At 73.8% G+C, this 10937-nt stretch carries 11 protein-coding genes, 1 tRNA gene and 1 pseudogene; 8 read left to right on the top strand and 5 right to left on the bottom strand.

Going from position 1 to position 10937, the window contains the following annotated elements; all coding sequences use genetic code 11:
- Positions 1-23: 23 nt before the first annotated feature.
- Together ABGB06_RS29045 and ABGB06_RS29040 are read right to left on the bottom strand one after the other, a co-directional pair.
- A pseudogene (locus ABGB06_RS29045) lies at positions 24-329 on the bottom strand (transposase family protein); the annotation flags it as partial.
- A gap of 251 nt (positions 330-580) precedes the next feature.
- Positions 581-665: transfer RNA gene (locus ABGB06_RS29040), tRNA-Leu, on the bottom strand.
- A gap of 126 nt (positions 666-791) precedes the next feature.
- Between ABGB06_RS29040 and ABGB06_RS29035 the strand changes: the two genes are divergently transcribed.
- From ABGB06_RS29035 to ABGB06_RS29025, 3 genes are all read left to right on the top strand, one after another.
- Positions 792-2141 (top strand): M20/M25/M40 family metallo-hydrolase, encoded by a 1350-nt coding sequence (locus ABGB06_RS29035; protein WP_347594754.1) that lies wholly within the window; start codon positions 792-794, stop codon positions 2139-2141.
- Between the two features lie 143 nt (positions 2142-2284).
- Positions 2285-2518: a chaplin gene (locus tag ABGB06_RS29030; RefSeq protein WP_347594752.1), complete on the top strand. Its 234-nt coding sequence runs from the start codon at positions 2285-2287 to the stop codon at positions 2516-2518.
- Positions 2519-2660: 142 nt separating this feature from the next.
- Complete coding sequence (locus ABGB06_RS29025) at positions 2661-3431, top strand: chaplin (RefSeq protein ID WP_347594750.1); 771 nt, start codon at positions 2661-2663, stop codon at positions 3429-3431.
- Between the two features lie 121 nt (positions 3432-3552).
- On the opposite strand, the gene ABGB06_RS29020 is transcribed toward ABGB06_RS29025, so the two are convergent.
- Positions 3553-3741, bottom strand: a complete 189-nt coding sequence (locus ABGB06_RS29020) for a DUF5703 family protein (protein ID WP_347594748.1) — start codon at positions 3739-3741, stop codon at positions 3553-3555.
- A gap of 47 nt (positions 3742-3788) precedes the next feature.
- On the opposite strand from ABGB06_RS29020, the gene ABGB06_RS29015 reads away from it, so the two are divergent.
- Positions 3789-4451: a hypothetical protein gene (locus ABGB06_RS29015; RefSeq protein ID WP_347594746.1), complete on the top strand. Its 663-nt coding sequence runs from the start codon at positions 3789-3791 to the stop codon at positions 4449-4451.
- Positions 4452-4463: 12 nt separating this feature from the next.
- Here the strand turns inward: ABGB06_RS29015 and ABGB06_RS29010 are convergent, their stop codons facing one another.
- Positions 4464-6506 carry a helix-hairpin-helix domain-containing protein gene (locus ABGB06_RS29010; RefSeq protein ID WP_347594744.1) on the bottom strand — a complete coding sequence of 681 codons (2043 nt, stop codon included), beginning with the start codon at positions 6504-6506 and terminating at the stop codon, positions 4464-4466.
- The gene (locus ABGB06_RS29005; protein WP_347594742.1) at positions 6503-7486 is read right to left on the bottom strand and encodes an aldo/keto reductase; all 984 of its coding nucleotides are present in this window, start codon (positions 7484-7486) and stop codon (positions 6503-6505) included. The genes ABGB06_RS29010 and ABGB06_RS29005 overlap by 4 nt, the downstream gene beginning before the upstream one ends.
- Positions 7487-7595: 109 nt before the next feature.
- Between ABGB06_RS29005 and ABGB06_RS29000 the strand changes: the two genes are divergently transcribed.
- From ABGB06_RS29000 to ABGB06_RS28985, 4 genes are all read left to right on the top strand, one after another.
- On the top strand, positions 7596-8645 hold the full coding sequence (locus ABGB06_RS29000; protein ID WP_347594740.1) for an LLM class F420-dependent oxidoreductase: 1050 nt from the start codon (positions 7596-7598) through the stop codon (positions 8643-8645).
- A gap of 83 nt (positions 8646-8728) precedes the next feature.
- A complete protein-coding gene (locus ABGB06_RS28995; protein WP_347594738.1) occupies positions 8729-9418 on the top strand; it encodes an MSMEG_4193 family putative phosphomutase in 690 nt (229 codons plus the stop codon).
- Between the two features lie 85 nt (positions 9419-9503).
- On the top strand, positions 9504-10097 hold the full coding sequence (locus ABGB06_RS28990; RefSeq protein WP_347594736.1) for a DUF3090 domain-containing protein: 594 nt from the start codon (positions 9504-9506) through the stop codon (positions 10095-10097).
- A complete protein-coding gene (locus ABGB06_RS28985; RefSeq protein WP_347594734.1) occupies positions 10058-10918 on the top strand; it encodes an SCO1664 family protein in 861 nt (286 codons plus the stop codon). Before ABGB06_RS28990 ends, ABGB06_RS28985 begins: the two co-directional genes overlap by 40 nt.
- Positions 10919-10937: the final 19 nt, after the last annotated feature.

Here is a 10937-nt window from a genome sequence, read left to right as displayed (position 1 = left end):
GGTTCGGTCAGCAGGGTCTCCCATCTGGTCAGACGGGTCGTGCGGCGCTGGTATCGGTCCAGCACTCCGGGCACCTGCTCGCGGAAGGGCTGGCGGCAGCCGCGCGTGGGACGCACCAGGCGCCGCACCCGCACACGGACCACCACCCGTCGCTCATCGACCGGCACGTCGGCCACTGTCCGCCAGTGATAGCCGCGCACCCGTGACGACGAGGCCCCGCACACCGGGCAGACCGCAGTGTCCCGCCGAGCCCACACGAGCACCACGAGCCGCTCACCTTCGTCGACGACATCCTCGATGACCAACGACGTCAAGGCTCCGAAGATCAATGCGCAGGCGCAGCTGCGTGCCGCCCCGCGCCGTCGCGCGGCTCCTCCCGGGAGGACGGCACAGCGCTCATCACCGGACTCGGCGACCTGGCGAAGGCGATCAGTGGTGCCACGCCCCAGGAGAAGGCGGCGGCGTACCGCGCGCTCGGCCTCCGGGGGACCTGTCACCCCGCGAAACGACGCGTGCGGGTCGAGGCGAACCTCGACCCGCACCTGGCTGGCGTCACATCTCCGCGTTGGGAAATGGTTCGTGTCCGAGGGGGGACTTGAACCCCCACGCCCTTAGTCGGGCACTAGCACCTCAAGCTAGCGCGTCTGCCATTCCGCCACCCGGACAGGTGTGCGCACGACCTGTGGTCGTGGCGACGTGGGAAACCATAGCAAAATCCTGGACCCCGCGATCTCCCGGGGATGTGTGGGCAGGGGAGGATGGGGGGCAAGCACCACGGAGGAGGAGGCAGCGTGAGCCAGTCGAGCGCCGGACAGGACCGCAGCGGGACCGGACAGGGCGTCGGAGACGTGGACAGCGAGGTCGTCGGTCTGTGCCGCGACCTGATCCGCATCGACACCAGCAACTACGGGGACGGCTCGGGACCGGGTGAGCGCGCCGCCGCGGAGTACGTCGCCGAGAAGCTCGCCGAGGTGGGGCTGGAACCGCAGATCTTCGAGTCGCGCCCTGGTCGCGCCTCCACCGTCGCCCGGATCGCCGGGGAGGACCCCTCACGGCCCGCCCTGCTGATCCACGGGCACACGGACGTCGTGCCGGCCAACGCCGCGGACTGGCGGCTGCCCCCGTTCTCCGGCGAGATCGCCGAGGGATGCGTCTGGGGCCGGGGCGCCGTGGACATGAAGGACATGGACGCGATGACGCTGGCCGTCGTCCGGGAGCGGATGCGCACCGGCCGCAAGCCGCCGCGCGACGTGGTCCTGGCCTTCCTGGCGGACGAGGAGGCCGGCGGCGTGTACGGCGCCCGGTACCTCGTGGACAACCATCCGGAGCTTTTCGAGGGGGTCACCGAGGCGATCAGCGAGGTCGGCGGCTTCTCCTTCACCGTCAACGAGGATCTGCGGCTGTACCTGATCGAGACCGCCCAGAAGGGCATCCACTGGATGCGGCTCACCGTGGACGGCACCGCGGGACACGGCTCGATGACGAACGACGACAACGCCATCACCGAGCTGTGCGAGGCGGTGGCCCGGCTGGGCCGGCACCGCTTCCCCGTGCGCGCGACGAAGACCGTGCGCGCCTTCCTCGACGAGCTCTCCGACGCCTTCGGCATCGAGCTCGACGCGGAGAACATGGAGGAGACGCTGGCCCGGCTCGGCGGCGTCGCCAAGATCATCGGGGCCACCCTGCAGAACACCGCCACGCCCACCCAACTCGGCGCCGGATACAAGGTCAACGTCATCCCGGGCCAGGCCACCGCGCACGTGGACGGCCGTTTCCTGCCGGGGTACGAGGAGGAGTTCCTGGCCGACATCGACCGGATCCTGGGGCCGCGGGTGCGCCGCGAGGACGTGCACACCGACAAGGCCCTGGAGACGACCTTCGACGGTGCGCTGGTGGAGGCGATGCAGTCCGCGCTGCGCGCCGAGGACCCGGTGGCCCGCGCCGTGCCGTACATGCTGTCCGGCGGCACCGACGCCAAGTCCTTCGACGACCTCGGTATCCGCGCCTTCGGGTTCGCGCCGCTCAAGCTGCCGCCGGAGCTCGACTTCGCGGGGATGTTCCACGGTGTGGACGAGCGGGTGCCGGTGGACGGACTGGAGTTCGGCGTCCGGGTGCTCGACCGCTTCCTCGACGCCTGCTGAACGGGGGCGACGGCAGTCGTCCACATGTACGAGATTCCCCATAGCGGGTGAATGGCCTCGGCGATTCGTGCCCTCACCCGACCCTCCTCGTTACATCGAGTGCAGTTCCCAGCTGGGACCGCATTTGTCACCAAGGAGGAAGAATGATCAAGAAGGTCGTCGCTGCCGCGGCTGCCACTGGCGGTCTGATGCTCGCGGGTGCGGGCGTGGCCGTTGCCGACGCCGGTGCCAACGGTGCCGCCGTCGGTTCCCCGGGCGTCCTCTCCGGGAACGTTGTGCAGGTGCCCGTCCACGTGCCGATCAACGTCTGCGGGAACACGGTCGACATCATCGGCATCCTGAACCCCGCCTTCGGCAACGTCTGCGTCAACGACTGATGCCCTGCCCCATTCCATGAGGGCTTGACGTCTGCGGCCCCGGGATGCGTGGTCCACGCCCCGGGGCCGTTCGGCTGTACGGCGGGCGCGGGCGCCCTCACCCCCCACCCCGCGACCCACAGAGCGAACAAGGGGATCAACCATGCGACAGGTCACGCGAAAGGGCCTGCTCACAGTCGCCGCCGCGAGCGGCGTTCTCGCCATGGCGACCGGGACGGCCCAGGCCGATGCCGACGCCAACGGCGTGGCTCAGAACTCGCCCGGCGTAGCTTCGGGCAACAACGTGCAGGTGCCGGTCCACGTGCCGGTCAACGTCTGCGGCAACACCATCAACGTGGTCGGTCTGCTGAACCCTGCCTTCGGGAACACCTGCGTGAACAACGGCGGCTCGGGTGCCGGCGGTGGGAACGAGGGTGGCGGCGGCCAGGGCCAGCAGGACGGCGGCGCCGAGGCCAACGGCGGCGCCCAGGACTCGCCCGGCGTCGGCTCGGGCAACAACGTGGACGTTCCGGTCGAGGTACCGGTGAACGCCTGCGGCAACAGCGTCGACGTCATCGGCGTGCTCAATCCGTCCATGGGCAACGAGTGCGCCAACGGGCACGACAAGCCGGAGGAGCCGGAGCAGCCGCCCGCTCCCGAGGAGCCCGAGCAGCCGCCGGCCCCCGAGGAGCCGGAGCAGCCGCCGGCCGAGGAAGAGCCCGAGGAGCCGCCGGCTCCCGAGCAGCCGGAGGAAGAGGTCCCCTCTCAGCCGGAGCCGATCGGGATGGAGCCGGAGGCCGAGGAGCCGGTGGGCGAGCTCGCCGAGACCGGTTCGAATTCGACCCTGCTGGTGGGCCTGCCGCTGGGTGCCGGGCTGGTCGTCGGGGGAGTGGTGCTCTACCGTCGCCGGGCCCGACTGGCGGGTCGGGGCTGATCCGCTTCACCCTTTCGAGTGGGCCCCGCACGGCGGGGCCCACTCCTTCTCCGCGGTCCTTCTTCTTCGCGCGCTTCCCCCCGCGCGTCCTCCCGCGCTTCCCCCCGCGAGCCGCGTGGCCTCACCAGGTGGGGCGGAGCTGCCGGATGATCTTGCGTCTCAGACGAACCCGCCGACTGCCGTCGGGGTAGAGGCGCAGCCGAGCCAACTCCCAGTGACCGTATTCCGCGTGCTCGGTCAGCAGGCGGGTGGTGGCGGCACGGGAGACCCCCCGCGGCACATACACATCGCGAAACTCGTATTCCAGCATCGAATCTATTGTGCGGCCACGCCCTCGATGCCGATACCGTCTGCACCATGTCTGATGCTGTGCAGCCAGGCGCTGCCCAAGTCCGTGCCGCGGCCGACGCCCTCAAGGAGGCGGTCGACCGGCACCTCGCGGCCATCGAACGGCGGGCCGCGGAGCCCGACGCCGATGCCGACGCGGACGCCGAGGTGTTCGCCGCGTTCAACGAGATGGCCGCCGCGGGCGAGGCGTACGACGAGCTGCTGTACGACGTCTACGACGAGGTCACCCCGTTCGAGGTGCCGGAGACGGACGGCACCGCCGCCTACGCGGGGCCGGAGGACCCCGAGGCGCTCAGCGTTTTCATCCGGAGGGATTACACGGTGGTGGATCCCCGGCGGCTGCTCGCCCAGGCACGCCGGGTCGCCGAACTGGATCCGGAGGCCGCCGCCGACGAGGAGGAGGCCGACGCCCAGGACGCGGCGGGCCGCAGCATGCCGACCGCGCTCGGGGTGCTCTTCGGCGAGTTCGAGCCGGACGAGATCGCCAGCCGTCACAAGGAGTTCGGACTGGAGGAGGGCGACGCCACGCTGTGGGTCACGGCGGTGGACGAGCCCGCGGAGCCGGGCGAGTGGCTGCCGTCGCCCTTCGAGGCCGCCGACCCGGAACGCGTGATCTGTCGCTTCGACATCAGCGAGGCGTTCGACGGCGACGACATGGAGAGCGCCCTCTAGTCCTGTCCCGCGCTAGTCCGCCGTCCCCTGGGCGCGCAGCAGCGCCCTGAGCCGCGTCGTCCGGCCCGCCGCGCCCGGGCCGGCGACCGCCCTCGGCAGCGCCCCGCCCACGCCCTGCACCACCGAGAGGTGCCGCTCGCCGCGGCCGAAGGCCGTGTACACCCAGGAGCGGTCGAGCGCCGCGGTCGCGTCGCCGGGCAGCACCACCACCGCCGCCGGCCAACGACTGCCGGCCGCCTGGTGCGCCGTGATGGCCCAGCCGTGGCGCACCGTCTCCGTCACCCGCTCCCGCGGCACCGCGAAGCGGCCCTGCTCGTCCGTCAGCCACAGGCCCTCGGCGTCCGCCGACGCCACCGTCGCCGGCCGGACGTGACCGGGAGCGGGGGAGTACACCACGCGGTCTCCGGGGTCGAAGCCGCCGAACCTGCCGGGCCCCGGGTGCAGTCGTTCCTTCAGGGCGGCGTTCAGCGCGCGGGTGCCGGCCGCGCCGCCGTGCCCGGTGGTGATCACCTGGATCGTGTCGGCCGGCTGGTCGAAGGCGCGGGGGATGGAGTCGGCGACGAGCTGCACCGTCCGGTGCACGGCCTCCCCGGCGTCCCGCACCGGCACGATCACCACCTCCCGGTCCGGCGCCTCGACCTGCGGCAGCGCGCCGTCGGCGATGCCGGCCACCAGCCGGCCCACCGGCCCCGGCGTCGTCTCGCGGGAGGTCACGTGCGGGCAGACGCCCGCCGCCAGCACGTCGACCAGCACCTGCCCCGGGGCGGCGGCGCCCAGCAGGCCGGGGTCGCCGCTGAGCACCAGCCGGGCCCCGTCGGGCAGCGCCTCGACGAGGAAGGCGGCGGCCTCCGCGCCCAGCTGTGGCGCGTCGAGCACGGCCAGCAGGTCCAGTGGGAGCAGCCCGTCCGGATCGCGGTCCGGTCCCTCCCGGCCGGCGATCAGCCCGTCCACGGTGACCGCCGCGTCCGCCGCCTCCGCGGGCAGGGAGGCCGCCAGCCGCCGCCGGCCGTCCGCGGTGTGCGCGGCCGCGCAGGCCCGCAGGCCCAGCGATCTGGCCGCGGCGATCAGCGCCGCGGGCTCGGCCCTGGCGGCCTCACCACCGGTGTGCGCCACCAGCCCACTTCCGGCGACCGCCCGGATCAGGGCCGCCGCCGACGGGGACGGCGCCGCGTCGGCCGCCGCCGCCCACCGGGAGCGCATCGTGTCCGCGCCCGTGTCCCCGCCGGTGTCTCCGTCCGCCGCCTCGTCCGCGGCTGCCTCCGCCTCCGGAGCGGAACCGAAGGTGGCCAGCAGCCGCACCAGCCCGTCGGCCAAGCTCTCCTCCGCCAGGGCGTACCGGTCGAGGCCGAGCAGCGTCTGGCGCGGCTCCGCCTCCGGCGCGTCCGGACCGGCGTCCGCGGCCGGCTCCGCAGCCAGGTCGAGGTCGGGGTCCGGGTCGTGGAAGGCCAGCACGGCGCCGGCCTCGACCGCGTCGCGCATGGCCTCGTCCGGATCCGGCACCGCCTGTCCGGCGAGGCCGCGGGTGACCTCGTCCGCCGTCACCGCGGTGTGTCCGGCGAGCGCCGCCCGGTCGAGCAGCCAGGCCGTGAGCGCCCGGGTCCGCCGCTCGTCGGCGGGCGAGCAGTCGGCGCCCAGCAGCGCCCGGGCGAAGTCGTCGGCCTGCTCCACCGGAACACCCGGCACCGCCAACAGCAGCCAGGGGTCGGCGCGCAGCTCCCGCTCGGCCGACTCGCCCAGCACGGCCGCGGCCCGCACCGCCAGTGACTCGGGCGCCGCGCCCTCGGCGAGCAGCTTGGCCACGCCCTCGACGCTTGCCGCGGAGGGCGGCGTCCCGCCGGCCGCCCCGGCCCCGGGCCGAGGGACCGACCCCGCTCGGCCCGCCGCCCGCCCCTGGGCCGCGGGGGCGGGCTCGGCCCGCGGGAAGAACGAGTCCGCGGAGCGCTCCCCACGCTGGACGGCGAGCACGGCGGCCCGCAACTCGTCGGCGACACTGCCCGAACCGGCCGGCGGAGGCGTCTCGGAGGGCGGGGAAGTCTCGGAGTGCTCGGCGTTCACAGCGCGCTCCAGTCCTGGTCGGGGTAGCGGTGCACGGGCGCCGACACGTCGTCCAGCGCCCGGCTGATCTCATCCGGAAGGCTAAGCTCCTCCACTGACAACGCCTCGCTCAACTGCCGTCCCGTGCGCGCCCCGACGATGGGCGCGGCCACCCCGGGCCGCTCCCGCAGCCAGGCGAGCGCCACCTGCAGCGGCGTCACCGCGAGCCCGTCCGCCGCTATCGCCACCGCCTCCACGATCCGCCCCGCCGCCTCGTCCAGATACGGGTCGACGAACGGCGCCAGATGTTCCGAGGCGCCCCGCGAGCCGGGCGGCGTGCCGTTGCGGTACTTGCCGGTCAGCACCCCGCGTCCCAGCGGCGACGAGGGCAGCAGTCCGATCCCCAGGTCGAGCGCCGCGGGCAACACCTCGCGCTCCACCCCGCGCTGGAGCAGCGAGTACTCCATCTGGGTGCTGGCGATCCGGGTGCGCGCCCCCGGCGCCGCCAGCTGCCAGGTCGCCGCCTTCGCCAGCTGCCAGCCGCAGAAGTTGGACACCCCGACGTACCGGGCGCGCCCGCTGGCCACCGCGATGTCCAGCGCCTGCAGCGTCTCCTCCAGCGGCGTCTCCGGATCGAAGGCGTGCACCTGCCACAGGTCCACGTAGCCGGTGCCCAGCCGCTCCAGCGAGGCGTCCAACGCGGCCAGCAGGTGGCCGCGGGACGTGTCGAAGCGGCGGTCGGGGTCCGGCACGCTGCCCGCCTTGGTCGCGATGACCAGGTCCTCCCTGGGCACCAGGCCGTCGAGCAGTCGCCCCAGCAGGTACTCGGCACCGCCGTCCGCGTACACGTCGGCGGTGTCCACCAGCGTGCCGCCCGCCTCCCAGAACGTCTTCAGCAGCTCGGTGGCCACCTCCTCGCCGGTGTCCCGCGCCCAGGTGAGCGTGCCGAGTCCGAGCCGGGAGACGCGCAGACCGGTTCGGCCGAGGTGCCTGTGCTTCATGGCCGTTGAGCGTACTTGCGCCGGAGACCCCCCGGCGCCGGGGACGGTATCGTTACTCGCCAGTAACGCGGCCGTGCCGGCCGGCCAGCGACGACGGTGAGGAGAGAGCGTGCGGTTGGGAATCAACCTCGGCTACTGGGGAGCCGGGATGGACGCGGACAATCTCGCGGTCGCGCGCGAGGCGGAACGCCTGGGCTACGAGGTCTGCTGGGCCGCCGAGGCGTACGGCTCCGACGCGCCCACGGTGCTGACCTGGGTCGCCGCGCACACCGAGCGCATCGACGTGGGCGCGGGCATCATGCAGATCCCGGCCCGCGCCCCCGCCATGACGGCGATGACCGCGGCCACCCTGGACTCGCTGTCCGGCGGCCGGTTCCGGCTCGGCCTCGGGGTGTCGGGACCACAGGTCTCCGAGGGCTGGTACGGCGTCGGCTTCGACCACCCGCTGGCCCGGACCCGCGAGTACGTGGAGATCGTCCGCAAGGCGCTGACCCGCGAGCGGCTGACCCATGACGGCGACCACTGGACCCTGCCGTTGCCGGGCGGCCAGGGGAAGCCGATCAAGCTCACCGTGCATCCGGTGCGGGAGCGCATCCCGCTCTACATCGCCGCCATCGGCCCGAAGAACCTCGCCCAGACCGGGGAGATCGCCGACGGCGCGCTGCTGGTCTTCTTCGCCCCCGAGCACGCCGAGGAGACCACGCTCGGCCCGCTGCGCGAGGGCCGGGCCCGCGCCGGGCTGACCCTGGACGGGTTCGACGTGGTGCCGACCGTGCCCCTCGCGGTGGGCGACGATCTGGCCGCGCTGGCCGACCACTTCCGCCCGTACACCGCCCTCTACGTGGGCGGGATGGGCAGCCGCCGGCAGAACTTCTACAACCGGCTGGCCCGGCGGATGGGCTACGAGCGGGAGGCCGTCGAGATCCAGGACCGCTATCTGGCACGGGACCGGGACGGTGCCGCGGCCGCGGTGCCGCACCGGCTCATCGACGCCACCACGCTGATCGGCCCGGTGGAGCGGATCGCCGACCGGATGCGGGCCTACGCGGAGGCGGGCGCGACGACGCTGTCGCTGGCACCGGCCGGTTTCGACCTGGAGCAGCGGATCGCCGGCCTGCGCGCCGGCGTCGAGGCCCTGGACCGCGCGGGGCTCGGCTGACGCCTGTCGCGTCGACGCCCGGGAGGGCGTTCCGGACGGCGCCTCGCGCCGTCCGGGCGCGGCCAGCGCTTAGGGTGGGCGCCATGCCCACCCTGCTGCTCCTCCGTCACGGCCGTACCACCGCCAACTCCACCGGCGTGCTCGCCGGCCGCACCCCAGGGGTCGGTCTGGACGGCCACGGGGTGGCCCAGGCGGCGGCGCTGCCGGCCCGGCTGGCGGGCGTGCCGCTCGCCGTCGCCGTGCACAGCCCGCTCCAGCGCTGCGTGGAGACGCTGGGCCCGCTGCGCACCGCCCGCCCCGACCTGCCGGTCCACGCGGACGAGCGCATCACCGAATGCGACTACGGCGCCTGGACCAACCGGGAGCTCAAGGAGCTCGCCGAGGATCCGCTGATGGTGACGGTCCGCGAGCAGCCGGCCGCCGTGGTCTTCCCCGGCGGCGAGTCGCTGCGTTCCATGCAGGCCCGGGTGGTGGACGCGGCGCGCGACTGGGACGCCCGGGTCGCCGGCGACCACGGCCCCGAGGCGGTCTGGCTGATGTGCACGCATGGTGACAACATCAAGGCGATCGTGGCCGACGCGCTCGGCCTCCACCTCGACCTCTTCCAGCGCATCGTCCCGCACCCGGCGTCGGTGACGGCCATCCGCTACGGCAGGCTCCCGTTGCTGCTGCGCTTCGGCGACACGGGCGACCTCGCCGAGTTCGTGCCGGGGCAGCGAGCCGCGGCGCGGAAGGCCGAGGACAGCGAGGCGCCGGTGGGCGGCGGCTCCTGATCACCTCGGGCACGATGCGCAGTAGGGTGCCAGTGACCCAGCAAGCGACCCGAGCCACCGTCCCACCAACCACCCGGAGCAGTGCGTGTCCCGTCAGGTGTTCCTCTACGACCCTCCCGAACGCTTCGTCGCCGGGACGGTCGGACTGCCTGGCCGCCGTATCTTCTTTCTCCAGGCGACGGCGGCGGGCCGTACCACGAGCGTTGCGCTGGAGAAGGCCCAGGTGGAGGCGCTCGCCGAGCGTATCGACGAGCTGCTGGACGAGGTCGTCAGGAGATCCGGCGGCAACACCTCGGTGCCGGCCGTGGCGCCGGCCGAGCTGACCGACGCCGGACCCCTCACCACGCCGGTGGAGGAGGAGTTCCGGGTCGGCACCATGGCGCTGGCCTGGGACAGCGACACCGAGCGCATGATCGTCGAGGCCCAGGCGCTGGTGGAGCTCGACGCCGACTCCGAGGAGGAGTTCGCGGAGGCCGAGGAGCGGCTGCTGCGCGACGACGAGAACGGCCCGCCCATGCTGCGCGTGCGGCTGAGCGGCACCATGGCCCGCGCCTTCGCCAAACGCGCCCTGGAGGTCGTCAACGCGGGACGGCCGCCGTGCCCGCTGTGCAGTCTCCCGCTCGATCCGGAGGGCCACGTATGTCCGCGTCAGAACGGATACCGTCGCAGCAGGGCCTGACCGCGGTCGAGGTGCTGGCGCGGGGCGAGCTCACCGTCCACGGCCGCATCGCCGACGCCTCCAACGCCGTCCTCTACGCCACCGCCGAGCTGCCGGGACGCCGGGTGCCCTGCGTCTACAAGCCGGTCGCCGGCGAGCGCCCGCTGTGGGACTTCCCCGACGGCACGCTGGCGCAGCGCGAGGTCGCCGCCTACGAGGTGTGCCGGGCCCTGGGCTGGGATCTGGTGCCACCCACCCTGCTGCGCGACGGGCCGCTCGGCCGGGGGATGTGCCAGCAGTGGGTGGGCCCGGCCCCGGACGCGGAGACACCCGACGCCGACGCCGACGGGCAGGGACCGGACGAGTTGCTCGCCCTCGTCGAGGGCGACGCGCCGGCACCCGGCTGGCGGGCCGTGGTGCGGGCCACCGTCGGCGAGGGCCGGTCCGCGCTGCTGGTGCACGCCGACGACGAGCGGCTGCGCCGGATGGCCGCGCTGGACGCGGTCATCAACAACGCCGACCGCAAGGGTGGCCACCTGCTGCCGCTGCCCGACGGCCGGCTGTACGGCATCGACCACGGCGTGACGTTCCACACGGACGACAAGCTGCGCACCCTGCTCTGGGGCTGGGCGGGGGAGCCGCTGCCGGACGTCGTGCTGGCGGCGCTGCGCCGGCTCGCGCCGGAGCTGGCCGAGGGCCGCCCGCTGGCCGTTCGGCTGCACGCCCTGATCAGCGACGAGGAACGCCAGGCGCTGCGCGCCAGAACGGCCGAGCTGCTGCGCACCGGCCGCTACCCCCGGCCGAGCGGCGAATGGCCGGCCCTCCCCTGGCCGATCCTCTGAGCACCGCTCAGGCCCGTGT

Origin of the sequence: Streptomyces sp. B6B3 (assembly GCF_039871525.1) — a bacterium.
Classification (GTDB): domain Bacteria; phylum Actinomycetota; class Actinomycetes; order Streptomycetales; family Streptomycetaceae; genus Streptomyces.
The sequence above is the reverse complement of the archived record's forward strand: the minus strand, read 5'-3'. Positions and strand labels throughout refer to the sequence as shown.